The organism is Micromonospora sp. LOL_015, assembly GCF_048060275.1.
Taxonomy (GTDB): Bacteria; Actinomycetota; Actinomycetes; order Mycobacteriales; family Micromonosporaceae; genus Micromonospora_E.
The window spans coordinates 1-23,236 of sequence record NZ_JBHMIO010000035.1; the positions used below are offsets into that span (position 1 = coordinate 1).

24 protein-coding genes and 1 pseudogene are annotated in these 23,236 nt (G+C 71.6%); 17 read left to right on the forward strand and 8 right to left on the reverse strand.

Features of this window, described 5'->3' with window-relative positions:
- Positions 1 to 149: 149 nt before the first annotated feature.
- Positions 150 to 1,388 carry a C45 family autoproteolytic acyltransferase/hydolase gene (locus tag ACFHWU_RS22825; protein ID WP_416591532.1) on the forward strand — a complete coding sequence of 413 codons (1,239 nt, stop codon included), beginning with the start codon at positions 150 to 152 and terminating at the stop codon, positions 1,386 to 1,388.
- On the opposite strand, the gene ACFHWU_RS22830 is transcribed toward ACFHWU_RS22825, so the two are convergent.
- The 3 genes from ACFHWU_RS22830 to acs all read right to left on the reverse strand — a co-directional run bounded on the left by ACFHWU_RS22830 (position 1,378) and on the right by acs (position 6,576).
- Entirely contained in the window at positions 1,378 to 1,863 is a 486-nt protein-coding gene (locus tag ACFHWU_RS22830; RefSeq protein WP_416556435.1) for a hypothetical protein, read from the reverse strand. The two genes, ACFHWU_RS22825 and ACFHWU_RS22830, sit on opposite strands and share 11 nt — an antisense overlap.
- 65 nt (positions 1,864 to 1,928) lie before the next feature.
- Complete coding sequence (locus ACFHWU_RS22835; RefSeq protein ID WP_416556486.1) at positions 1,929 to 4,307, reverse strand: immune inhibitor A domain-containing protein; 2,379 nt, start codon at positions 4,305 to 4,307, stop codon at positions 1,929 to 1,931.
- Between the two features lie 304 nt (positions 4,308 to 4,611).
- Entirely contained in the window at positions 4,612 to 6,576 is a 1,965-nt protein-coding gene (acs, locus tag ACFHWU_RS22840) for an acetate--CoA ligase (RefSeq protein WP_416556436.1), read from the reverse strand.
- 157 nt (positions 6,577 to 6,733) lie between these two features.
- Here acs and ACFHWU_RS22845 point away from each other — a divergent pair, with 157 nt between their 5' ends.
- On the forward strand, positions 6,734 to 7,501 hold the full coding sequence (locus ACFHWU_RS22845; protein WP_416556437.1) for an oxidoreductase: 768 nt from the start codon (positions 6,734 to 6,736) through the stop codon (positions 7,499 to 7,501).
- A 43-nt stretch (positions 7,502 to 7,544) separates the two neighbouring features.
- Here the strand turns inward: ACFHWU_RS22845 and ACFHWU_RS22850 are convergent, their stop codons facing one another.
- Positions 7,545 to 8,345 (reverse strand): HAD family hydrolase, encoded by an 801-nt coding sequence (locus tag ACFHWU_RS22850; protein ID WP_123604345.1) that lies wholly within the window; start codon positions 8,343 to 8,345, stop codon positions 7,545 to 7,547.
- A gap of 525 nt (positions 8,346 to 8,870) precedes the next feature.
- On the opposite strand from ACFHWU_RS22850, the gene ssd reads away from it, so the two are divergent.
- The 3 genes from ssd (at position 8,871) to ACFHWU_RS22865 (ending at position 10,707) form a co-directional block, all read left to right on the forward strand.
- Positions 8,871 to 9,962 (forward strand): septum site-determining protein Ssd, encoded by a 1,092-nt coding sequence (ssd, locus tag ACFHWU_RS22855; protein WP_416556438.1) that lies wholly within the window; start codon positions 8,871 to 8,873, stop codon positions 9,960 to 9,962.
- A 137-nt stretch (positions 9,963 to 10,099) separates the two neighbouring features.
- Positions 10,100 to 10,393 (forward strand): type II toxin-antitoxin system RelE/ParE family toxin, encoded by a 294-nt coding sequence (locus ACFHWU_RS22860; RefSeq protein WP_416568557.1) that lies wholly within the window; start codon positions 10,100 to 10,102, stop codon positions 10,391 to 10,393.
- The gene (locus ACFHWU_RS22865; RefSeq protein WP_416556440.1) at positions 10,393 to 10,707 is read left to right on the forward strand and encodes a helix-turn-helix domain-containing protein; all 315 of its coding nucleotides are present in this window, start codon (positions 10,393 to 10,395) and stop codon (positions 10,705 to 10,707) included. Before ACFHWU_RS22860 ends, ACFHWU_RS22865 begins: the two co-directional genes overlap by 1 nt.
- Before the next feature lie 69 nt (positions 10,708 to 10,776).
- On the opposite strand, the gene ACFHWU_RS22870 is transcribed toward ACFHWU_RS22865, so the two are convergent.
- Together ACFHWU_RS22870 and ACFHWU_RS22875 are read right to left on the reverse strand one after the other, a co-directional pair.
- On the reverse strand, positions 10,777 to 10,965 hold the full coding sequence (locus ACFHWU_RS22870; protein ID WP_416556441.1) for a DUF397 domain-containing protein: 189 nt from the start codon (positions 10,963 to 10,965) through the stop codon (positions 10,777 to 10,779).
- Positions 10,962 to 11,816 carry a helix-turn-helix domain-containing protein gene (locus ACFHWU_RS22875; RefSeq protein ID WP_416556442.1) on the reverse strand — a complete coding sequence of 285 codons (855 nt, stop codon included), beginning with the start codon at positions 11,814 to 11,816 and terminating at the stop codon, positions 10,962 to 10,964. The genes ACFHWU_RS22870 and ACFHWU_RS22875 overlap by 4 nt, the downstream gene beginning before the upstream one ends.
- Before the next feature lie 227 nt (positions 11,817 to 12,043).
- Here ACFHWU_RS22875 and ACFHWU_RS22880 point away from each other — a divergent pair, with 227 nt between their 5' ends.
- The 9 genes and pseudogenes from ACFHWU_RS22880 to ACFHWU_RS22920 form a co-directional block, all read left to right on the forward strand.
- Positions 12,044 to 12,229, forward strand: a complete 186-nt coding sequence (locus tag ACFHWU_RS22880; protein WP_416556443.1) for a hypothetical protein — start codon at positions 12,044 to 12,046, stop codon at positions 12,227 to 12,229.
- 40 nt (positions 12,230 to 12,269) lie between these two features.
- Positions 12,270 to 12,440 (forward strand): hypothetical protein, encoded by a 171-nt coding sequence (locus ACFHWU_RS22885; protein WP_416556444.1) that lies wholly within the window; start codon positions 12,270 to 12,272, stop codon positions 12,438 to 12,440.
- The gene (locus ACFHWU_RS22890) at positions 12,440 to 12,622 is read left to right on the forward strand and encodes a hypothetical protein (protein ID WP_281552073.1); all 183 of its coding nucleotides are present in this window, start codon (positions 12,440 to 12,442) and stop codon (positions 12,620 to 12,622) included. Before ACFHWU_RS22885 ends, ACFHWU_RS22890 begins: the two co-directional genes overlap by 1 nt.
- Before the next feature lie 280 nt (positions 12,623 to 12,902).
- A complete protein-coding gene (locus tag ACFHWU_RS22895) occupies positions 12,903 to 14,153 on the forward strand; it encodes a TadA family conjugal transfer-associated ATPase (protein ID WP_416556445.1) in 1,251 nt (416 codons plus the stop codon).
- 80 nt (positions 14,154 to 14,233) lie between these two features.
- A complete protein-coding gene (locus tag ACFHWU_RS22900) occupies positions 14,234 to 14,962 on the forward strand; it encodes a type II secretion system F family protein (RefSeq protein ID WP_416591533.1) in 729 nt (242 codons plus the stop codon).
- Complete coding sequence (locus tag ACFHWU_RS22905; protein WP_416556447.1) at positions 14,962 to 15,663, forward strand: type II secretion system F family protein; 702 nt, start codon at positions 14,962 to 14,964, stop codon at positions 15,661 to 15,663. The genes ACFHWU_RS22900 and ACFHWU_RS22905 overlap by 1 nt, the downstream gene beginning before the upstream one ends.
- Before the next feature lie 131 nt (positions 15,664 to 15,794).
- Positions 15,795 to 15,923, forward strand: coding sequence for a DUF4244 domain-containing protein (locus ACFHWU_RS22910; RefSeq protein ID WP_233606454.1), 129 nt, complete (start codon positions 15,795 to 15,797; stop codon positions 15,921 to 15,923).
- The gene (locus ACFHWU_RS22915) at positions 15,920 to 16,360 is read left to right on the forward strand and encodes a TadE family type IV pilus minor pilin (RefSeq protein WP_416556448.1); all 441 of its coding nucleotides are present in this window, start codon (positions 15,920 to 15,922) and stop codon (positions 16,358 to 16,360) included. The genes ACFHWU_RS22910 and ACFHWU_RS22915 overlap by 4 nt, the downstream gene beginning before the upstream one ends.
- Positions 16,357 to 16,695, forward strand: a pseudogene (locus ACFHWU_RS22920) (Rv3654c family TadE-like protein); the annotation flags it as partial. The gene ACFHWU_RS22915 and the pseudogene ACFHWU_RS22920, both read left to right, overlap by 4 nt.
- 108 nt (positions 16,696 to 16,803) lie before the next feature.
- Here the strand turns inward: ACFHWU_RS22920 and ACFHWU_RS22925 are convergent.
- Together ACFHWU_RS22925 and ACFHWU_RS22930 are read right to left on the reverse strand one after the other, a co-directional pair.
- Complete coding sequence (locus ACFHWU_RS22925) at positions 16,804 to 17,016, reverse strand: hypothetical protein (protein ID WP_416591534.1); 213 nt, start codon at positions 17,014 to 17,016, stop codon at positions 16,804 to 16,806.
- Between the two features lie 100 nt (positions 17,017 to 17,116).
- Positions 17,117 to 19,567, reverse strand: a complete 2,451-nt coding sequence (locus tag ACFHWU_RS22930; RefSeq protein ID WP_416591535.1) for a DEAD/DEAH box helicase — start codon at positions 19,565 to 19,567, stop codon at positions 17,117 to 17,119.
- A 153-nt stretch (positions 19,568 to 19,720) separates the two neighbouring features.
- Here ACFHWU_RS22930 and ACFHWU_RS22935 point away from each other — a divergent pair, with 153 nt between their 5' ends.
- The 3 genes from ACFHWU_RS22935 to ACFHWU_RS22945 all read left to right on the forward strand — a co-directional run bounded on the left by ACFHWU_RS22935 (position 19,721) and on the right by ACFHWU_RS22945 (position 23,181).
- The gene (locus tag ACFHWU_RS22935) at positions 19,721 to 20,092 is read left to right on the forward strand and encodes an STAS domain-containing protein (RefSeq protein ID WP_123604332.1); all 372 of its coding nucleotides are present in this window, start codon (positions 19,721 to 19,723) and stop codon (positions 20,090 to 20,092) included.
- Positions 20,089 to 20,526: an ATP-binding protein gene (locus tag ACFHWU_RS22940; RefSeq protein WP_278173352.1), complete on the forward strand. Its 438-nt coding sequence runs from the start codon at positions 20,089 to 20,091 to the stop codon at positions 20,524 to 20,526. Before ACFHWU_RS22935 ends, ACFHWU_RS22940 begins: the two co-directional genes overlap by 4 nt.
- Before the next feature lie 261 nt (positions 20,527 to 20,787).
- Positions 20,788 to 23,181 carry a sodium-translocating pyrophosphatase gene (locus ACFHWU_RS22945; protein WP_416556451.1) on the forward strand — a complete coding sequence of 798 codons (2,394 nt, stop codon included), beginning with the start codon at positions 20,788 to 20,790 and terminating at the stop codon, positions 23,179 to 23,181.
- Positions 23,182 to 23,236: the final 55 nt, after the last annotated feature.

The window sequence follows — 23,236 nt, forward strand, 5'->3', positions numbered from 1 at the left end:
ACACCCCCCGGATCATGCGTACGACAGGGGCATTCAGTCATACCGAGCCGGGCGACCGAGCAGTCCCCGGCTGGGGACGATCAAAAAGGTAACGGGCGGACTTCCGCCGCTGGCGGCGGGACCCGGTCGGGCGGCGCTACGGTTGCCGGATGGCCGACGATGCTGCCGGACCCGCGCCGGGCAATCCCCAACCGCCACCCGTCCCGTTGATCAGCGTCGCCGGGCCGCCGGCCGAGTACGGCGCCGGCTACGGTGCGGCGGCAGCATCGGTGATCGCCCGCAACATCGAGCACTACCTGCGGCGGTTTCGCGACGAGGCCGGGTTGAGCAGGTCGGCGGTACGGATAGCCGGCGGGACCTTCCGCAACGCCAGCCGGGCCGCCCACCCGAGGATCGTCGAGGCGCTCGACGCGGTGGCCGGCGGAGCCGGGGTGCACGTCGACGAGGTCTACGCGCTGAACGCCCGTACCGAGCTGCTGTACGGCACCGGGCGGACGGCGGCCGACCCGCCGCCCAGCGACCCCACGGAGCCGGAACCCGCCGATCCCGGCCCCGGCCGCGACGCCGGCCCGGACGGGTCGGCCGGCGGCTGTACGGCGGCCGGGGTGCTCGGCTCGCGGACCGCCGACGGCCACCTGCTGCTCGGGCAGAACTGGGACTGGCATCCCGGCCAGCGGGACACCATGGTGCTGCTGCGGACCACGGACGAGCGAGGGCTGACCGTGCTCACCCTCACCGAGGCGGGCATGCTCGCCAAGGCCGGGCTGAACTCGGCAGGGCTGGGGGTCTGCATCAACATGCTCGGCAGCGACCGGGACGGGCTGGCGCCGGGCCGATCGCCCGGGGTGCCGTACCACGTGCTGCTGCGCGCCGTGCTGGAAGCCGGCAGCCTCGGCCAGGCGACCCGGGTGGCCTGCCGTACCCCCCGGAACGCGTCGATCAACCTGCTGCTCGGCCAGGCCGGCCCGGCCGGTGGGGAACTGCTCGACCTGGAGGTGGTCCCCGGCGACGTCGGGTGGACCCACCCGGTGGACGGGGTGCTCACCCACGCAAACCACCTGGAGACGGCCCTGCCGGTGCGGGACACGACGAAGAACCTCGGCGGCTCGTCGATGTTCCGGGCGGCCCGGGCCCGTCGGCTACTGGCCGAACGGGCGGCCGGTGCGCCGTTGACCCTGGCCGACCTGGCCGACGTGTTCCATGATCATCTGGGTCGGCCGTTGGCGATCTGTCGGCATCTCGACGAGCGGGACGCGCCGGCGGACCAGGCGGAAACGGTCTACTCGGTGCTGATCGACCTGGACGCCCGCCGGCTGGGGCTGGCCGCCGGCCCGCCGTGCCGGCACGAATACCACTGGCTGGAGCTGGCCGACGCCGTCACCGGATGACCTCCGTCCGGATCAGCTGCCAGTGCTGGCCCGGCCCGCAGTGGATCCGGATCCGCAGCGGAGCCACCTTCACCCGGATCCGGGTGTGCTGGGTAAGCGTGGTGCCGTCGTCGCCGTACAGCGCGTGTTCGGTCCCGTCGTCGGTGACCAGCCCGTAGCAGGGTCCGGTGCCACCCCGGGTCACCGTGCCGACCAGCCAGTCGCCGGTGATCAGGTCGGACGGGGTCTTCGGGGGCGTCCCGGGTCGGGGCAGCGTCGGCGGTTCGGTCCGGGACAGGCCCGGCGTTTCGGTCGGCGTCGGGGTCGGTTTCGCCGCTCCGTCGGAACCGCTCTGCGAGGCGTCCGGGGTCGCCGGCATCGGTGCTCCTGAGGTGGGGCCGCCGCCGCAACCAGCGACGGCGATCAGCACCACGCCGGTCAGCATGGCGGCGACGGCCCGGGAGGCTGACTGTCGGATCAGTTTCGGCACTGCCATGCCGGTTGGACGCCGCCCGGCCGGCCGGAGTTCCACCGGCCGGCCGGGACCGCGTCACCGCCGGGTCAGGAGATCCGGATCTTCATCGTGGTGCCGTCCACCGACACCACCCGGATCTTTACGCCGACCGCGGGCAGCTTCACCCCGTGGTTGGGCAGTTCCTCGTAGAAGTACTTCCGGGTGTCGTCGAACAGCGGCTGGGCCGCCTGGCCGCGTACCCAGTGCGGTTCGCCATTGATGTGCAGAGTGAACCCGTCGGCCTTCTTGAGGCTGAACGGCGCGTCGTACACCTGGACCCGGGCCCGCCATGGCGCGCCGGTCAGGTTGTACATCGGCCGCGGCCGCGAGTCGATGTACAGGTTGCGCCCCGCACCCGGGTGCACGTTGGTGTTGTTGTCGACCTGGGAGGTGTCCCAGTACGAAATCAGCAGACCCTCCTGGTACGCGTAGTGGTCCACCATGTCGGGCTTGGTGTCGGCGTACCCGAAGTAGTACGGGCCGGTCTCCAGGTAACGGTCGTACGATACGTACGAGCGGTGCCCGGCGATGTAGTAGTTGTCGTAGTCAGCGGTCACGCTGGCCCCGACCGTGGTCCAACCGTCGAGCGCCCAACCGCCGTCGCCCTCGGCACCGTCGGTGAAGATCGGCGAGCCGTCGGCGGTCACGGTCATCTCGTCACCGAAGAAGCCGCCGTACGCCACCGCGCCGTCGGTGCGGTAGAGCAGCCGGACCAGTGCGGCATCCCCGGCGTACGCGTCCAGCGGCACGTTGATGTCGACCCACTGGCCACCGGTCGAGCTGTCGATCGCCGGGGTGCCGCTGCCGTCGGTGCCGTACGGGACACCGTTGACGGTGCCTTCGAGCGAGGTCCAGCTCGCCCCACCGTCGGCCGATGCCTGGAAGTACAGGTAGTCGTAGTCGTCCTCGATGTCGTAACGCGCCTTCATCGACAGTGCGGCGGTCGAGGCACCGGCGAGGTCGAACTCACGGGTCATCGTGTTGCTCATGTCGTCTCCGTTGCCGGAGAAGTACTGCAGCTCACCGGCGTACGGCTCGCCGAGCTCGGTGGTGACCTCCTTCTTCGGCAGCACGACGACGACCGCCTGGGCCCGCTTGGTGTTGTACTCCTGCGGACCCAGGTGCAGGGTGCGTTTCTGCCCGGCCACCACCACTTCGTAGTCCAGCCAGCCCAGCTGGAGCTTGTTCCATGCGCCGAGGTCACCGGGGCGCTCGCCGATCCCGCCGTCGGTGGCGGCACCGAGGCGGCTCTGCGCCATCAGCGTCCAGTGCTCGTTGTTGTTGTCACCGCCGCCGGAGGTGTCGTAGTCGTCCGGCAGGCCCAGGTCGTGGCCGTACTCGTGGACGAAGACGCTCAGTCCACCGTTCTCCGGCTGGATGGTGTAGTCGCCGATCCACAGCCCGCTGTCGCCGATCTGGGTGCCACCGGCCGGGTTCTGCGCCGGGCCGGTCAGCCCGATGTCGGTGGCGAAGGCGTACCAGCGGTGGCTCCAGATCGCGTCCTCACCCTGCCACGGGTCACGGTCGGCCTGGTCGCCACCGGCGTGCACGATCTGGAAGTGGTCGATGTAGCCGTCGGCCTCGTTGAAGTCGCCGTCGCCGTCGTAGTCGTACCGGTCCCACTTGTCGAACTCACGCAGCTCGGCGGCGATCTCCTCGTCGGTGCGGCCGAGCGCCTGCTGGTCGGCGACCCACTGGTTGGCGGCATCGCGCAGCAGCTGCCAGACGTTGCTGCAGACGTTGCCGCCGCACAGGTCGCGACCGTACCGGGCCTCGTTGTAGCGGACCTTCACCCAGTCGGTGACGGTGCCCTCGACGCTGTACCGCCCGGAGGACTGGGTCTCGTAGTAGGTCTTGACCGACTCGACGCCTTCACCGGCGCCGAAGTACAGCTCCCGGTAGTGGTCGGCGGAGTAGTCGGCCTGCCAGATGGTGGTGTTGTCGACCGTCCGGTCCGGCTCGGGGATCTCGTTGTGCAGCGGTCCGTCGAACCGGGCCGGGCCGTCCCAGTCCGGGTTGCTGTCCACGTCCGGGTAGCTGGGGTGCCGCTCGTTGCCGAACTCGGCCAGGATCACGAAGATCCGGTCGGTGGTCTCCCGCTCCAGCTCGACGTACTGGTCCTTGCCGGACCCGGCGCCGCCACGGGCGGCCCGGCCGGCGATGCCGGTGCCCGACGTCTCACCGACCTTCGCGACGGTGCTCGCGCCGCGCCGTTCCGGGGTGAGCCGGCCACTGACCACTTCGCTCACTGCGCGTTCGCGCAGCTCACGTCGCTTTTCGCCGAGCGGGTTGGGCAGGTCGTCGAGGCTCGGGGTTTCGGCCCGGGAAGGAGCCGCCACCGGTGTGTCCACCGATGGTGCGGCCATCGCCGTCGCGGGTAGAGCAAAGCCCATGCCCGAGGCGAGCGACACGGTGAGCATCCCCACCATGACTTTGCGCACCTGGATACCTCCGGTTCGGGGGAATCAACGCCGCCACTTGGGTGAGGGCGGCACGATGTCCGGATGATGTGGCCACCGTTGTTGGGGCCACCGTGAACCTAGTCACCCGAGGGAACCCCTGTGAAGGTCAATGCGTCGATTTGTTTCACGCTCCCGGCTGGATCGCCCTGATATGTCACAACGATCACGGGGTGAAAAGTGGCCGGCCCGGCCGCCGAAGCGACCGGGCCGGCCTCGAGTCGTCCACGTCGGCGGCCCGCCGGGACCGCGCCACCACCGGCGGCGGACGTCAGTCGCCGTCGGACTTGCCGCCCTGCATGCCGGAGGAGATCAGCTCCATCACGGTGGAGTCCTGCAGCGTGGTCACGTCGCCGAGCGACCGGTTCTCGGCGACGTCCCGCAGCAACCGGCGCATGATCTTGCCGGAGCGGGTCTTCGGCAGCTCCGGCACCAGCATGATCTGGCGGGGCTTGGCGATCGGCCCGAGTGTACGCGCGACATGGTTGCGCAGCTCCTGGATCAGCGCCTCGCCGGCCTCACCCGCGATGTCCGCGCTGCCGCGCGGGATGGTGAACGCGACGATGGCCTGACCGGTGGTCGGGTCGGTGGCGCCCACCACGGCGGCCTCCGCCACCGACGGGTGCGACACCAGCGCCGACTCCACCTCGGTGGTGGAAATGTTGTGCCCGGAGACCAGCATCACGTCGTCCACCCGGCCAAGCAGCCAGATGTGCCCGTCGGCGTCCTTCTTGGCCCCGTCACCGGCGAAGTACATCTTGTCGAACCGGGACCAGTAGGTGTCAATGAACCGCTGGTCGTCGCCCCAGATGGTGCGCAGCATCGACGGCCACGGCTCGCGCAGCACCAGGTAGCCGCCACCACCGTCGGGCACCGACTCGGCCTGGTCGTCGACCACGTCGGCGCTGATCCCGGGCAGCGGGGTCATCGCGCTGCCCGGCTTGGTGGCGGTCACCCCGGGCAACGGCGAGATCATGATCGAGCCCGTCTCGGTCTGCCACCAGGTGTCCACGACCGGGCACCGGCCCCCGCCGATGTGTTGCCGGTACCACATCCAGGCCTCCGGGTTGATCGGCTCACCGACGCTGCCGAGCAGCCGCAGCGAACTGAGGTCGTACCCGGCCGGGATGTCCTCGCCCCACTTCATCATGGTGCGGATCAGCGTCGGCGCGGTGTAGAGGATGCTCACCTTGTACTTCTGCACCAGCTCCCAGAACCGGCCCTGGTGCGGGGTGTCCGGGGTGCCCTCGTACATCAGCTGGGTGGCACCGTTGGACAGCGGACCGTACACGATGTACGAATGCCCGGTGACCCAGCCGATGTCGGCGGTGCACCAGTAGACGTCGGTCTCCGGCTTGAGGTCGAAGACCGCGTGCTGGGTGTAGGACGCCTGGGTCAGGTAGCCGCCGCTGGTGTGCAGGATGCCCTTCGGCTTGGCCGTGGTGCCGCTGGTGTAGAGGATGAACAGCGGCTGCTCGGCGTCGAACGGCTGCGCCTCGTGCTCGGTGTTCGTCTTCTCCACTGTCTCGTGCCACCAGTGGTCCTTGTCGGTCCAGGTGACCTCCTCGCCGGTCCGCCGGACCACCAGAACGTGCTCCACCGACGGGCACCGGGCCACCGCCTCGTCGACGGTCGGCTTCAGGGCCGAGGGCTTGCCGCGCCGGTAGCCGCCGTCGGCGGTGATGATCACCTTGGCGCTGGCGTCCTGTACCCGGCCGGAGAGCGCGTCGACCGAGAAGCCGCCGAACACGACGTTGTGCGTCGCGCCGATCCGGGCGCAGGCCAGCATGGCGACCGCGGCCTCCGGGATCATCGGCAGGTAGATCGCCACCCGGTCACCCGCCGTCACACCGAGGTCGGTCAGCGCGTTCGCCGCCTGGCAGGTCATCCGGTGCAGGTCGGCGTAGGTGATGGTGCGGGTGTCGCCCGGCTCGCCCTCCCAGTGGATGGCGACCCGGTCGCCGGCCCCGGCGGCGACGTGCCGGTCCAGACAGTTGTACGCGACGTTGAGCTGACCGCCGACGAACCACTTGGCGAACGGCGGGTTGGACCAGTCCAGCACCTGGTCCCACTCCTTGGCCCAGTGCAGCCGGCGGGCCTGGCCCGCCCAGAAGCCAAGTCGGTCGGCGGCTGCCTGGTCGTACCCGGCCGCGGTGACGTTGGCCGCCCCGGCCAGCTCGGCGGGCGGCTCGAACCGGCGATTCTCCTGAAGCAGATTCTCCAGCGTTTCGCTCATGCGTGGGGCTCCTCACACGTCGCTTGACTTGCTCCGAGGTTAGTGTCGCCGTCCCGCCGGCACGAGACTTGGCGGATACCCGGGTACCCATCGCGCGCCGAGCGGCCACACCGGCGCGGCGGGCGGTTCGGCTGGCCAAGCTTGTACCGTGTCGTTGGTGACCGAGACCGACCCGCTGGCCCCGCTGCTCGACCTCGCCGACGTGGCACCCGCGCTGGACCGCGCCCGCGAGCAGGTCGACGGCGCGTTGCGGCACCGGGCGCTGCGTCGGCACGGCGGGGCGGTGGCGGCCGAGATCAGCCTCCGCTCGGCGGTGGCCAGTGCCGCGTTGGACGGGCACGATCATCCGGTCGCCGACGTACGCGCCGGGACGGTGACCGATCCGGTGGTGCAGGGGGCCCTGCGGGTGGCCGAGGCGGTTCCCACGCTGGCCGACCGCTGGCCCCGTACCCCCCGTCAGGTGCTGGCCCGGTTGCACGTGCTCGCCGCGCGCGGACTGGTGCCGGCCGACCAGCTGGGGCGTCCAGCCGCCGGGCCGGGCGTGACGGTGGGGCCGGATGCGGCGCCGCGGCTGGACGGGGTCTGCGCGCTGGTCGGCGGCGGCACCTCGGTGCCGGCGCTGCTGCTGGCCGCCGTGGTGCACGCCGAGCTGCTCGCGTTGCGGCCGTTCGCCGGGCCGGGCGGGGTGGTGGCCCGGGCCGCCGCGCGGCTCACCCTGGTCGCGGCCGGCACGGACCCGCGTGGCCTGCTCGCCGTCGAGGTCGGCCACCGCGAACGGCAACCCGAGTACGTGGGTTCAGCGGGCGCCTTCGCGACGGGTACGCCGGACGGTGTCCGCTCCTGGCTGCGGCACTATCTGACCGCGGTCGAGCTGGGCGCGCAGGAGCTGACCCGGGTCGCCGACGAGGTGCTGGCCAACGCCTGAGCCGCGCGACCGGGTCGGCTGGACGACCGGTTCAGGTGCGGGGTCAGGCCGAGGCTGTCTTTGTCCGGCGGTGCCGGCCGTACCAGGCGATGCCGATCGCGACCCCGACCCCGACGCTCAACGCGGCGGCTGCCACCGGGACCGCCGGCCGCTCCCGCAACCTGCGGCCGAGCGGGATCGGGTGGCGGAAGGCGAGGACCGGCCAGCCCTGCTCGGTGGCGAGCTTGCGGAGCTGGCGGTCCGGGTTGACCACCGTCGGGTGCCCGACGCATTCGAGCATCGGTACGTCGGTGACCGAGTCGGAGTAGGCGTAGCACTCGGCGAGGTCGTATCCGCGCTGCTCAGCGAGCTCGGTGACGCCGGTGACCTTGGCCGCCCCAGCCGCGTAGAACTCGATTTCTCCGCTGTACCGGCCGTTCTCCACAGCCATCCGGGTGGCGATCACGTCGGTGACGCCGAGCAGTTCGCCGATCGGGCGTACCATCTCCTCGCCCGACGCGGAGACCAGCACCACGTCCCGCCCGGCGTTCTGGTGCTCCTCGATCAGCGCCGCCGCCTCGGCGTAGACGTACGGGTTGATCAGCTCATGCAACGTCTCCGCGACGATCTGGCGGACCTGCTCCACCTGCCAGCCCTTGCACAGCGCGGCCAGGTAGTCGCGGGTGCGGGCCATCGTCTGCTCGTCGGAGCCGCCGAGCCGAAACATCAGCTGGGCGTACGCCGACTTGACCACGTCCCGCCTGGTGATCAGCCCGTCGCGGTAGAACGGCCGGCCGAACGCCAAGGCGCTGGACTTGGCGATGACAGTCTTGTCGAGATCAAAAAAAGCGGCGCTGCGGCCCACGACGGTGCAGTCTAGCCGGAGCGGGACGTCGGCGACGGCCGGTGCGTCGTCGCCGGTCGGCGACGGGGATCCCCGGGATCTGATCCGACGATCAGGAAGCTGAGTGGCCCAACCTGCGTCCCGTGCCGGCAGCGGTGCGACTGCCGGTGAGAACGCCACTCGACGGGTGGCGGTCTGCTCAGGCATGCTTGTCATGACACAGTTATCTTTCCGTCCCAGGCTTCATCCGGAAGACACTCGGCGGTTGCACCCCCCCCGTGACCGCTGAGCGGGTTCGGCTCGACCCCCCCGGAGCCGAACCCCAGGCGACCCCCGTCTCCCCCCGGCGGGGGTCGTCGCTATTCCTGGCATGTTCCGGCTCCCGGCGTCCTGCGCGTCCGGTCGTCCTGCCTAACAGATCAGCTGACCGGCGTCGGCGTTGTCCACAGGCGGTCCCGTTGTCCACAGGCAGCCCCGCCGAGGGCACGCCGGCACCGGGTCGGCACCCACAGTTGCGGCATCCCTCACCGACCGCAGGAGGTCCGGATGCCGCCGCGCACCAGCATCGCCGTACCCCGTCGGCTGCCACTGGTCGTCACCGCAGACGAACGGCTGCTCGACGACCTGCTGCGCCTTGCTGCGCTCGCCGGCACCGACGTCGACCTGGCGGCCGACCCAGCCGCCGCCCGGTCCCGGCAGGCCGCCGCCCCGCTCGTCCTGGTCGGCGCCGACCAGGCGGACGCCTACCTGCGGGCCAGAATGCCCCGCCGACCCCGGCTGGTCCTGGTCGGCCGGGCCGACCAGGACCAGCCATGGCAGGTCGCCGAACTGCTCGGCGCCGAGCACGTCGCGATCCTGCCGGCGGCGGAGCCGTGGCTGGTCGACCGCCTCACCGACAACGGCGGCACCGACAAACCAGCCGCAGCTGTCATCGGGGTGATCGGCGGCCGGGGCGGGGCCGGCGCCAGCGTGCTGGCCGGTGCCCTGTCGGTCACCGCCGCCCGGCTCGGGCTGCGTAGCTTGCTGGTTGACGCCGACCCGCTCGGTGGCGGCCTCGATCTGGTCCTCGGCTGGGAGCAGATCGACGGGTTGCGCTGGCCGGCGCTTGCCGACAGCGACGGCCGGATCGACCCGTCGGCGCTGGCCGGCGCGCTGCCCTGCCGGGGCGACCTCGGGCTGCTCTCCTGGGACCGGGGCGAACCGCTACCGCTGCCCGCCGCCACGATGACCGCCGCGCTCGACGCGGCCCGGCGGGAGCGCGACGTGGTCGTCGTCGACCTGCCCCGCCGGCCCGACGACGCCGCGATCGCCGCGATGCACGCCACCGACCGGGTCCTGGTGCTGGTTCCGGCCGAGTTGCGGGCCACGGCGGCGACCGCCCGGGTGATCACCGACATCCAACCGCACTGCACCGACCTGTCGCTGGTCGTGCGCGGGCCGGCGCCGGGTCGGCTGCGGGCCCGGGAGATCGGGCGGACCCTGGGGCTGCCGGTGACCGGGGTGCTGCAACCTGAGCCACGGGTCAGCCGAGGGCTGGAGCGCGGTGACGCTCCAGGTTCGTCGGGCCGGGGTCCGTTGGCGGAGTTGTGCCAGCGGGTCGTCGCCGGCCTGGTCGACCGTACGGCGGCAGCGTCGTGACAGCGGGTTCGGCCCGTTCGGGCGCGGGTGACCGACGTTCTGGTGAAACGGCCTCCAAGCACCCGCCACTATCGCAGTTCTGCTATAATTCTCAGGTATCATGGCCGGTCTACTACCACCCCGGGGCGGAAGCTGAGTTGCGCGAGTTGCCCGCTGTCGAGCGGGTAGCGATCGGCCATGCAGTAGACAAATTGGTAGCAATCGGGCCAAACCTGGGGTACCCGCACTCGAGCGACATCAAGACAGCTACCAGCCTCCGGGAGCTACGCCCACGAGCCGGCAGTAGTCGCTGGCGAGCCCTTTATCGCCAGGTCGGCAACGCCTACGTCCTCGGAGCCATCGCCCCCGAGGCCAGTGTCAACCCACGAGCCTTCTGGAAGGCAATCGCCGCAGCAGAGAAGCGCATCGACGAAGTGAAGGGCGACGAGTGATGAACCTGTCTGATCTGAAGGCCTCGGCCCAAGTCCACGGCGAGCAGCGCCACGACCCAGAGTTTCGCTCGGAGTGGGACCGCACAGCGTTCGCCAACGACGTCGCGCTGCGAATCTTGCGCTACCGCCAGGAACATGGCCTCACCCAGGCGGGGCTTGCCCGCGAGGTCGGGATGACTCAGTCGGTGATCGCGCGCCTTGAGTCGGGCGATCAGCCTCCGTCGATCGCGACCCTGGTCAAGCTGTCGAAGGGCACAGGCATGGATTTCAATATCAAGGTCAGCGGCGGTGCTGTCGAGTTCATCGCAGCCTGACTACCTGCCCTGACGCCAGGGTCTGGCCCTGGTCCTGGTTGTGGGATCAGGGGCAGACAGTCGTCTAGGTCATTGGTCGAACTGGCCGATCTTGATCCCCTTGACGAAGCCGGTCCAGGTGTCGGCGGTGAACGACAGCGCCGGTCCGGCCTGGTCCTTGCTGTCGCGGACCAGGACGGCTCGGCTGGGGTTGGCGACCTCGACACAGTCCCCGCCGGCGTTGCTGCGGGTGCTCTTCTTCCACGCGAGTTCGGTCATGACGGTTCCTCCGCGATCGATGCGATGAGTTTGCGAGACTGCGCCTCGCTGAGTGCCGTGGACTCGACGGCTGACCAGACCTCCTCGTACGCCGCCGCCTCGGCGGGCTTGTCGAGGTAGAGGGCGCCGGTCAGTCCGTCGGCGTAGATGATCGTCGGTTCGTCGGAGCCGTCGAAATCCAGGATGGTGAACGCGCCGTTCGCCAACGTGGCGCGGTGCAGGCCTGCGCTGAACGGCACCACCCGGACGGAGACGTTGGGCTGGCGGCTGACGGTGACGATCAGGTTGAGCTGCTCGGCGTCGATGTCGCGCCGGAGCACAGCCTCGTCGAGGATGATGTCGACCTGCGGCGCGGGTGGGGTGGCTCGGGTCAGCAGTGCCTGACGGTCGAGCCGCAAGGCGACCCCTCGGTCGATGTCCTCGCGCTTCATATCGGGGCGTCCGGCCTCGTATACCCGGGTCGCGTACGCCTTGGTCTGCAGAAGGCCGGGGACCAGGTGCGCCTCGTACTTGCGCAGCCGGGTCGCGCCTGACTCAAGGCCGACGTACAGCTCGAACCACTCGGGGATGGCGTCGCCGTACGAGTGCCACCAGCCACGGGCCCTGGTCTCCTTGGCGAGCCCCATCAACGCCTCGGTGATTTCTGGTGACGCTCCGTAGACCTTGCACATGGCTTCGACGTCGAGGGACCGCATCGACGTGGCACCGGTTTCGATGCGCCAGATCTTGGGCGTGGACCATTCCAGTGCGGTGGCCGCAGCCTTCACGGTCATGCGGGCCTCCTCGCGGAGCTGCCGTAGATGCCTGCCGAGCTGTCGTCTCGGGACGGTCGAGCCGGTGTCGGTCGTCACTGGATTCTCCTCTCCGTGACTACACACCGGGCGACATTCGCACTCGATGTGTAGCACCCATCGACCACGCTCGGCAATACAACATCACTAGGTGAAGTATCGTCAAGCGTTTCATCTAAAATGTAATATTGCATTGACGGTGGTTCGTGGGAACCATGGTTGCTGGGTGTGGCGGTCGGATGACCGATAGGCCCGGCCGTCGAATCCCCTCACTGAAGGAGGGGCGGATGACCCAGCGTGTCAGCTACGAGGCGTACGTCGTCGCAGTCGCACGGACTCTGGCCAGGCGACACCGGCCGGTGTGGTCCTGGAGCAAGTGGCAGCAGGTCTGTCGGTGCGGGGCGGCGCTGCCCTGCCGGGCGCGGCACCGGATACCGATCAACCGGGGTCACTGGCCAGGGGAGGGCGCGTGAGCTTCCACATCCCGATCCAGCCGGCGTGGACCTGCGCGGGATGCGCGGATCCGTGGCCCTCACCCGTCGTGAGGAGCTGCTCGCGGAGTACGCGGGGGCGACGGTGTCGCTGTCGGGCTATATGGCGACCTGTCTGCTTGACGCGATGATCGACCTGGCGGACAACCGCAGCGGGTACCTGTACTGGCGATTCATGGGGTGGTGGCGCTGATGTCGGTCATCCGGCCCGGTGACGAGGACATGCACTTCGAGGACGGTTCGCACCGCTGGTACCCGTTCGATCCCGCCGACGACGACCAGCAGGCGTGGGAGGACCGGGTGCACGAGCACAAGCGTCAGCACCGTGAGGAGGAGCCGCGCCCCCGCAAGCGCTGGCCACGCCGCTCGATCTGACCCTGCCGGTTCATTGCCTACGCGGCCGCCGTAGCAGATCACCTCCGGCCGGGAGGAGTTATCCACAGGCAGGTCGGTTGTCCACAGCCTGCCTGATCGTCCAGGCATGAACGCCGCGTCAGCGTCCACAGTTTCGGCATCGCTTCCCGAGCCGTAGGAGGGCTCAGATGCCGCCGCTGTACCCCGTCACGGTTCGCCGCACCTGTACGCCGCTCGTCACCGCCGAGGGAAGACCTCGGCGTAACGTCGCGGGCCTGGTCGATCGTGCGGTGGTGGCGTCATGACGGCCGGGTCGGCCCGTACGGGCGGTTTCGCCGCGCCGGCTGGGTGGCCGGGTGGTGCGAATGTCGACGAGGCGGCGGTGGCGGCCCGCGTACGGGAGCGGTTCGTCGCGGACGGCACGTCGGTGACGCCGGCGTCGGTGGTCGGTGCGGTCCGGGCCGAGCCGGGGGCGGCGTTGCGAGGTGACGTCGGGTTGTTGCGGCTGGCCGACCGGGTGCACGGTGAGTTGGCCGGGGCGGGGCCGTTGGCGCCGTTGCTGGCCGATGTGCGGGTGACCGACGTTCTGGTGAACGGCACCCAGGTGTGGGTGGACCGGGGTGCCGGGTTGGAGCGGGCGGCGGTGGGCGTCGGTTCGGTGGACGAGGTACGCCGGTTGGCGCAGCGGTTGGCGGCTGCCTGTGGGCGTCGGCTCGATGACGGTTGCCCGTACGTCGATGCCCGGTTGCCCGACGGTACCCGGTTGCACGCGGTGTTGCCGCCGGTGGCGGCGACGGGGCCGTACCTGTCGTTGCGGACCTTCCGGCAGCGTCCGTTCCAGCTGGCCGAGCTGGTGGGCAACGGCATGGTCGATCCGCCGGTGGCGGAGCTGCTGCAGGCGGTGGTGGCGGGGCGGCTGGCGTACCTGATCGCGGGCGGCACGGGGTCGGGCAAGACGACGCTGTTGAACACGCTGCTCGGGTTGGTGCCGGCCGACGAGCGGATCGTGATGGTGGAGGACGCGGCCGAGTTGCGGCCGGAGCATCCGCACGTGGTGACGTTGCAGGCCCGGACAGCCAACGTCGAGGGGGTCGGGTCGGTCGGGCTCGGTGCGTTGGTCCGGCAGGCGTTGCGGATGCGGCCGGACCGGCTGGTCGTCGGTGAGTGCCGGGGCGCCGAGGTCGTCGACCTGCTGGCCGCGCTCAACACCGGCCACGACGGCGGCGCCGGAACCCTGCACGCGAACGCGGCCAGCGACGTGCCGGCCCGGCTGGAGGCGTTGGGGCTGCTCGGTGGGCTGCCCCGCGCCGCCTTGCATGCGCAGATCGCGGCCGCCATCCAGGTGGTCGTCCAGTTGCGCCGGTTCGCCGGGCGGCGATTCGTTGACGCGATCTGTCTGCTCACCCCGCACGGGCCGGAGCGGCTCATCACGGTCACCCCGGCCTGGCGGCGCGGGGCCGGGCCGCAACCGGCCGGCCCGACCCTGGCCAGGTTGCTCGCCGAACGCGGCGTACCGGTGCCGGCGGTGCTCGACAGCCGGGGGCCGCGATGAGCCTGCGACCCGGCACGTCGCACCGGCGTTGGCCGCTTCGGCTGCGCCGCCCGTGGGGACACCGTCGTCGGCTGCTGGCCGTGACCGGTCCGACCCCGGTCCGGTCCAGTGGCGGTCCGAACTCGCCACCACCAACCACCGTTCCGTTCAGCGTCCGGCTGCGGTCCCGGGCGCTGTGGCTCGGCAGCGCCGCGTGCCGCCATCCGCGCCGGGCGCTCGTGGCCGTCGCCGGCACCGGCGGGCTCGCCGCCGGCTGGCTGGGCGGGCCGGTGGCGGCGACGATCGCCGCCGCGTACCTGGGGCTCGGCCTGCGAACGGCAGCGAACCGGGCCGCCGCCAAGGCCCGGCGAGACCGGCGGGTACGGCAGTTGGACGCACTGGCCGCGCACGCCGCCGACCTGCGGGCCGGCCTGCCAGCGGGGCCGATGACGTTGCGGGACCCGGGCCCAACGACGGGCACCGCCGCCACCCGGCTCGCCGGCCTGTCGACCGCCGCCGTACGGCTGGCGGAGCGCACCGGCGCGCCACTGGCCGACCTGATCGAACGGATCGAAGCCGACGCCCGTGCGCTGGACCGGTCGCGGGACGCTGCCGCCGCGCAGGCCGCCGGTGCGCAGATGACCGCCTGGCTACTGGCCGGCCTGCCCGCCGGCGGCCTGGCCCTCGGCTACAGCATCGGGGTGGATCCGGTAGCGGTGCTGTTGCGGACTCCGATCGGCGCGGCCTGCGCGCTCGCCGCCGTGGCGCTGCAGGTCGCCGGGCTGGCCTGGACCGAGCGGCTGAACCGGGCACCGGAGGCGACCAGCTGATGGCCGGTACCCGCGTGATGCTGCCGCCGGCGGTCCGCCCGGTCACGGCACTCGCCACCCGTCGCCGGCTCGCCCGGCTCAGTGACAGTCCGCCACCGGAGCCCGACCTGTCGCGGCTCGTCCGCCCGGTCGCGGTGCTGTCCGGCCTGGCGGTGCTGGTGATCGGCGGCGGTTGGCTCTCCGTGCCGCTGGCCATCGCGGCCGCTGCCGGTGTCGACCGGGCGCTGCGCCGGATCGAGCCGCCGTCGGTACGCCGTCGGCGGCTGCGCGCGGCAGCCGACCTGCCGCTGGCCGCCGATCTGCTGGCGGCGGCGCTGCGCGCCGGAGCGCCGGTGGATCGGGCAATGGTCGCGGTGGCTGACGCGCTGGCCGGGCCGCTCGGTGCCCGGCTGAGCCGGGTGGCTCGGGCGTTGCGGCTCGGTGCCGAGCCGGCCGAGGCGTGGCGGCATCTTGACGCGGTCCCGGGCGGCGAGCGCCTGGCCGCCGCCGCGATCCGCTCCGCGGCCAGCGGCGCCGCCCTCGCCGGTGCGGCGACCAGGCTCGCCGACGATCTGCGGGCCGGTCGTTCGGCGGCGGCCGAGGCGGCGGCCCGCCGCGCCGGAGTGCTGATCGTGCTTCCCCTCGGGCTGTGTTTTCTGCCCGCCTTCATTCTCGCCGGTCTGGTGCCGGTGATCGTCGCCGTCCTCGGCGACGTCCTCTGAGGAAAGGAGTCATCATGCGGTCGACGAAGGTTCCGCCCGACGCGGCGGCGGACCCGGCAGCGGCAGCGGCCACGGCGGTGCCCGGTCGGTGGCGCGGCCAGCTGGCCGGCCGGTTGCGCGACGACGCCGGGATGAACACCGCCGAGTACGCCGTCGGCACCCTGGCCGCCGTCGCCTTCGCCGGGATTCTGCTCAAGGTGTTGACCAGCGAGGGCGTGCAGGCTGCCCTCGCCTCGGTCATCGATCGGGCGCTCGGATGAGGCCGCGCCGGCAGGCCGGCGGTGACCGGGGCTCGTTCACCGCCGAGTTGGCCGCCGGCCTGCCGGCGCTGGTGCTGCTGCTGGCGGTGGGGCTGTCCGCCGTCAGCGCCGTGGTCACCAAGTCCGAGTGTCTCGACATGGCACGGTCGGTCGCGCTGGCCACCGCCCGGGGCGACCGCGATGCGGCGGCCCTGGCCGGACCGCCGGGAGCCGAGGTCTCCGTGGCCGTCGACGGTGACCTGGTCACCGTCACGGTCCGGGCACCGCTGCGGGCGTTGGGTGCCCGGCTCGGGCCGGCGTCGGTCACCGCGTCCGTGACCGCTGCGGTCGAGCCGGGCGTCACTGGGACCGCAGCCGGTGTATCTGGGAGCGCAGTAAGCAGCGGTGCCGTCGGCGGTGGTGACGGCGCGGGATCGCTGCCGGAGCGTCACCGGTGACCGGCCGACGATGTCGGCGTGGGCCGCGTGACCCAGGCCGCCCACGCCGGCCCGGGGTCGACGCCGGGCAGCGCGGCAGCGCCAGCCTGTGGCTGCTCGCTGTCGGGTTGACGCTGGTCGCCGCCGGCATCGCCGGTGCACTGATCGGTGCGGTCCGCCTCGCCCGCCAGCAGGCCTCGGTGGCCGCCGACCTGGCCGCGCTCGCCGGTGCCGCCCGGGTGTTCGCCGGCCCCGGCGCGGTCTGCGACCGGGCGGCCGAGGTTGCCGGACGCAACGGCGGACGGTTGCGTGCCTGCACCGTCGACGGGCTGGAGGTGGTGGTCACCGTCGAGGTGACGCCACTTCCGGCCACCGGCGTCGGCCGGCCGGTGAGGGTGACCGCCCGAGCCGGTCCGCTGCGGGCCGACCCGTGGGAGGGTGCCGCCGCGCGGGCCGATCCCGGGTCAGCGCGGCGGGCCGTCGGCGGTGGTGGCGTGCATAACCCAGCGGGAAATCACCTGGTGGATGTTGTAGAGCCGCTGCTGAATCAGTTCGAGGCGTTCCGCCTGGGCCAGGGCCGCGTACCCCTGGGCCAGGGCGATCTGCTGGTCGACGGTGAGGTTCTGCGGGTCGATCGAGTAGAGCAGTTCGACGGTGTCGGCCACGGTGTCGGCCACGGCGTTCTCCTCCGGTGGCGTGGTGGAAGCGCTCCCACGTCTAATCTATCCAGATCAGGAGAAATTCATGCCAGTAGATCGCACATGGTCTGGTGCCGGATCAGTCAGCGCTTTCCGGCAGGCTGGCCAGCACCACGTCGAGCACCCGGACCGCGTCGGCCTTGCCCAGCGGGTTGTTGCCGTTGCCGCACTTCGGCGACTGCACGCAGGACGGGCAGCCGGTCTCGCAGCCACACGCGGCGATCAGATCGCGGGTGGCCCCCAACCAGGTCCGGGCCGCCTGGTAGGCGCGTTCGGCGAACCCGGCGCCCCCGGGGTGGCCGTCGTAGACGAACACCGTCGGCGCCTCGGTGTCAGCGTGCCCGGCGGTGGAGAGTCCGCCGATGTCCCACCGGTCGCAGGTGGCGATCAGCGGCAGCAGGCCGATCGCCGCGTGCTCGGCGGCGTGCAGCGCGCCGGGCACGTCCGCCGGCTCGACCCCGGCGGCGGCGAGCGCGGCCGGCGAGACGGTGAACCACACGGCGACGGTGCGCAACTGTCGGGCCGGCAGGTCCAGTGGTCGGGTGTCCAGCACCTCGCCCGACCCGATCCGGCGCCGCTGGTAGGAGACGACCTGGCTGGTCACGTCGACGTCGCCGACGAACAGGCCGACCGGGCCGGCGTCGCGGTACTCGCGTACCGCCGCCACCGACAGCGAGGTGACCTCCCGGGCGTGGGTGGACCAGTCCGGCTCCTCGGCGTGCACCAGCGCGCACGCCCCGTCCAGGTCGAGGTCGTCCACCACGTACGACCCGCCCTGGTGCAGGTAGACCGCGCCCGGATGGATGAGGAAGTGTGACGAGCCGGGGTCGACCGTGCCGAGCAGCCGACCGGTCGAGGTCTCCACGACGTCGACCGGGGTGCCGCCCTCGCCGCGCAGGTCGACCTCGGGACGGCCGGCGGCGGTCCAGTACCACCCGGTGGGGCGTCGCCGCAGCAGCCCGGCGGCGACCAGCTCGTCCAGCGTCTGCTTGACCGACGCGCCACCGAACAGTTCGATGTCGGCCGAGGTCAGCGCACCCTCGGCGGCCGCGCAGCACAGTTGCGGCCCGAGCACGTAAGGATTGGTCGGGTCGAGCACCGTCGCCTCCACCGGCCGGCCGAAGACCGCCTCCGGATGGTGCACCAGGTAGGTGTCGAGCGGATCGTCCCGGGCGATCAGCACCGCCAGCGCCTCGCGTCCGGCGCGTCCGGCCCGCCCGGCCTGCTGCCACAGCGACGCCCGGGTGCCGGGGTACCCGCAGATCAGCACCGCGTCCAGACCGACCAGGTCCACCCCGAGCTCGAGGGCGTTCGTCGAGGCCAGCCCGAGCAGTTCGCCGGAGGTGAGCGCACGCTCCAACGCCCGTCGCTCCTCGGCCAGGAAACCCGCCCGGTACGCCGCCACCCGGTCGCCGAGCCCGGGAGCCACCTCGTCAAGTGCCCGGCGCGCGTTGCTGGCCACCACCTCCGCCCCGCGCCGGGACCGGACGAACGCGAGCGTGCGGACCCCGGCGGCGACCGCGTCGGCGAGCAGGTCGGCGCTTTCCCGCAGCGCCGACCGCCGTACCGGGGTGAGATCGTCGGTGTCGGCGCGGGCACCGGGCAGCAGCGGCGGCTCCCACAGCGCGAAGGTCACCGCCCCGCGCGGGGCGCTGTCCTCGGTGACCGGCTCCACCGGCAGCCCGGTCAGCTGGCTGCCCGCCCGCGCCGGCTCTCCCGAGGTCGCCGACGCCAGGATGAACACCGGCGTGCCGGGCCCGGTGGTGGGCCGGGCTCCGGACCCGAGGGCGGGTCGGGCGCTGGGCACGGTACTGGGCCGGACCCGCTGGTACCGCTCGGTCTGGCGACGCAGCCGACGCAGTACGTGGGCCACGTGCGAGCCGAACACGCCCCGGTAGCTGTGGCACTCGTCGACGATGACGTAGGTCAGCCGGCGGAGGAAGTTCGACCAGGCCCCGTGCCGGGGCAGGATTCCTCGATGCAGCATGTCCGGATTCGTCAGCACAAAGCGGGCGTGCTGCCGAATCCAGGCCCGCTCCGGCTGCGGGGTGTCGCCGTCGTAGCAGGCCGGCCGTACTCCGTCGAGTCCCAGCTCGGCGACGGCGCGCAACTGGTCGGCGGCGAGTGCCTTCGTCGGCGCCAGGTACAGCACGGTGGCCCGAGGGTCGGCCAGCAGCTTCGCCAACGCCGGCAGCAGGTACGCCAGCGACTTGCCGGACCCGGTGCCGGTGGCGACGATGACGTGCCGGCCGGAGTGGGCCAGCTCGGCTGCGTACGCCTGGTGCCGCCAAGGCTGCTGGACCCCGCGTGCGGTCAACACGTCCCGCAGGTCGGCGGGTGCCCAGTCGGGCCACGGCGCGGTGGCACCGGGGCGCACCGGCAACCGCTCGACATGGGTGACCGTGGGTGCTGCCTGGTGCGTCGGGGCGGCCCCGGACTGGCGTGGCAGTTCCCCGGCGGCGCCCCACCGACGCAGCAACCCCGCCGGGTCCGAACCCGGTCCGGGCGTTACGGTGGCGGGTGAGGTCACGTCTGCACTCTCGCACCGGGGTGCCGACGTCGGCACCCCGGGGTAGGTGTGCGGGGTGCAGGGAGATCATCGACCGTGCGGAGTCGCGCGGCGCAACCGCGCCGCGCGGTGGTTAGATGCCATAGGCGTGCATCGCAGCCGAGGAGGGGACCGATGGAGCTGTCGCTGTCGACTCGCACCGTTGGCGAGTACACGGTGCTGGAGGTCGGCGGCGAAGTGGACGTCTATACCGCTCCCCGGCTGCGGGAGCGGTTGATCGAGCTGATCGACGCCGGCAACCACAAGATCGTCGTTGATCTCCACCGGGTCGACTTCCTCGACTCCACCGGGCTCGGCGTGCTGGTCGGCGCGCTGAAGCGACTCCGCCCGGCCGGCGGCACCTTTGGGCTGGTCTGCGACAAGGAGTCCCTGCTGAAGATCTTCCGGATCACCGCGCTGGACCAGGTCTTCCCGATCTTCCCGACCGTACAGGCCGCCACCGGTGGGGAACCGGATGGCTCAGCTGGCGCAGCGCCGACGGCGTGATGGCCACCGTCCGCCTCTCGTTCTCCCCGGCGCCGGTGCACGTGCGCACCGCCCGCCTGGTCGGCGTCGCCGTCGCCCGCCGGGCCGGGGTGGCCGAGGAGTTGCTCGACGAGGTCCGGCTGGCGATCGGCGAGGCCTGTACCCGGGCCGTCGCCCTGCACCGCCAGTACGGGCTGGCCGACCTGGTTCAGGTGGAGATGTCCGATGAGGAGACCTACACCGTACGGGTGATCGACCGGGCCCCGATCGAAGCCGGGCTCGGCCTGAGCGCCCTGCCGCCCGACGAACTGGCCGACGAGTCGTTGACCGACGAAGCCCTGACGGTCGGTGTCGGTTTCGCCCTGCTGGCCGGTTTCGTCGAGGACCTCCAGGTGCGGCCGGTCGACGAAGGTGTCGGGACCGAGGTGCGGATGGTCTGGCCGGTCGGCCGGTGAGACCCGCGTCGGCCCCGCCCACCAGCTGAAGATCAACCTCCGTCGTCACAACTGTCCGTTCCGCCTGCAGGAATGGTCCACAACTCGGTGGGTGGACGGTGTGACCTGCCTTACCCGGTCCGGCTAGAGTACGCGGGTTATCACCAACTGTCCTGGCCCCACAAACCTGTGGGTGCCAGCAGACCTCGTTGCTCCCCGCGTGGAGTCGCCCCGCCGGTTCGTCCACCGACCGGGGCGAGCGTTCGGTACAGGAGGACACTGATGTCCGGGACCACCTTGGCCGCCGAAGGCGGCGGGCTGTCCCTTACCGGCACACACCTGACGTACGTCGTCATCGCCGCGGTCATCGCGCTGGTGGCGCTGGGTTTCGCCGCCGCCCTGGTACGGGCGGTGCTGGCGACCGGTAAGGGCACCACGAACATGCAGGAAATCGCCGGCGCCGTGCAGGAAGGCGCGTCGGCGTACCTGTTCCGCCAGTTCAAAACCCTCGGCGTGTTCGTCGTACTCGCCGTCATACTGCTCTTCCTGCTCCCTGTGCACGAGACACAGGGCAGCGAGATGATGGTGAAGGTCGGTCGATCCGTCTTCTTCGTGGTGGGCGCGGTGTTCAGCGCGTTCATCGGCGGTGCCGGGATGGCGCTGGCCACCCGGGCGAACCTGCGGGTCGCCGCGGCGGCCGGCACCGGCACCGGTGGCCGGGAGAACGCGATGAAGATCGCCTTCCGGACCGGCGGCGTGGTCGGCTTCCTCACGGTGGGCCTCGGCCTGTTCGGCGCGGCCCTGGTGGTCGTCCTCTACCGGGTCGACGCACCGACCGTGCTGGAGGGCTTCGGCTTCGGCGCGGCCCTGCTGGCCATGTTCATGCGGGTCGGCGGCGGCATCTTCACCAAGGCCGCCGACGTCGGCGCCGACCTGGTCGGCAAGGTCGAGCAGGGCATCCCGGAGGACGACGCCCGTAACCCGGCGACCATCGCCGACAACGTGGGCGACAACGTCGGTGACTGCGCCGGCATGGCCGCCGACCTGTTCGAGTCGTACGCGGTGACCCTGGTCGCCGCGCTGATCCTGGGCCGGGCCGCGTTCGGCGAGGAAGGCCTGGTCTTCCCGTTGATCGTCTCCACCATCGGTGCGGTGATCGCGCTGTTCGGCGTACTGATCACCCGGCTGCGTCCATCGGACCGCAACGGCATGGTGGCGATCAACCGGGCGTTCTTCACCTCGGCGGTGCTGGCCGCGGTGCTGGTCGCCGTCGCCGCCCTCCTCTACCTGCCGGGCAGCTGGACCGAGTTGCTCGGCGACGACTGGCGTGCGCAGCTCGGTGTCGACGACGGGGCCGACCTGCCGCTGTCCCCGGCCGGCCTGGCCGTCGGCGCGGTGCTCATCGGCATCGTGCTGGCCGCCGCGATCCAGCTGCTCACCGGCTACTTCACCGAAGTGCACCGCCGCCCGGTGCAGGACATCGGCAAGAGTTCGCAGACCGGCGCGGCCACCGTCATCCTGGCCGGCATCAGCGTCGGCCTGGAATCGGCGGTCTACTCGGCGCTGCTGGTCGGCGCCGGGGTGTTCGGGGCGTACCTGCTCGGTGGCGGCTCCATCACCCTGTCGCTGTTCGCCGTGGCGCTGGCCGGTACCGGCCTGCTCACCACGGTCGGCGTGATCGTGGCGATGGACACCTTCGGCCCGATCTCCGACAACGCGCAGGGCATCGCCGAGATGTCCGGTGACATCGACGAGGCCGGCGCCCGTACCCTCACCGAGCTGGACGCGGTCGGCAACACCACCAAGGCGATCACCAAGGGCATCGCGATCGCCACCGCCGTGCTCGCCGCGACGGCGCTGTTCGGCTCCTACACCGACACGGTCAGCATCGCGCTGAACGACGCCGGGATCGACGACGTGCCGGGCTACCTGGCCGACTCGCTCAACGTCGCCAACCCGGGCAACCTGGTCGGACTGATCATCGGTGCCGCAGTGGTCTTCCTCTTCTCCGGGCTGGCCATCAACGCGGTGTCCCGCTCGGCCGGCGCCGTCGTGCTGGAGGTCCGCCGCCAGTTCCGCGACAACCCCGGAATCATGGAGCGGACCCAACGGCCGGAGTACGGCAAGGTGGTCGACATCTGCACCCGTGACGCCCAGCGGGAGCTGCTCACCCCGGGTCTGCTGGCGGTGCTCGCGCCGATCGCGGTCGGTTTCGGCCTAGGTGCCGGTGCGCTCGCCGCGTACCTGGCCGGCGCGATCGGCACCGGTGTGCTGATGGCGGTGTTCCTGGCCAACTCGGGCGGTGCCTGGGACAACGCCAAGAAGCTGGTGGAGGACGGCGCGCACGGCGGCAAGGGTTCCGAGGCGCATGCCGCCACGGTCATCGGCGACACCGTCGGCGACCCGTTCAAGGACACCGCAGGTCCGGCGATCAACCCGCTGCTCAAGGTGATGAATCTGGTGGCGCTGCTGATCGCCCCCGCAGTGATCATGTGGGGCGTGGGCACCGACCAGAACGACCCGCTGCGCATCGCCATCGCGGTGGTGGCGACCCTGGTCGTGGTGGCCGCGGTGGTGTTCACCAAGCGCAAGCCGATGGCGATGGGGGAGAACATCGACGGCGGCCCGGCCGGTGGCGGCAGCGCCGGGTCCGAATCGGAGCGGGTGAGCGTCTGACCGACCGGTGGCTCCACCCGATCCTTGTGGACCGGGTGGAGCCACCGGCTTCGAC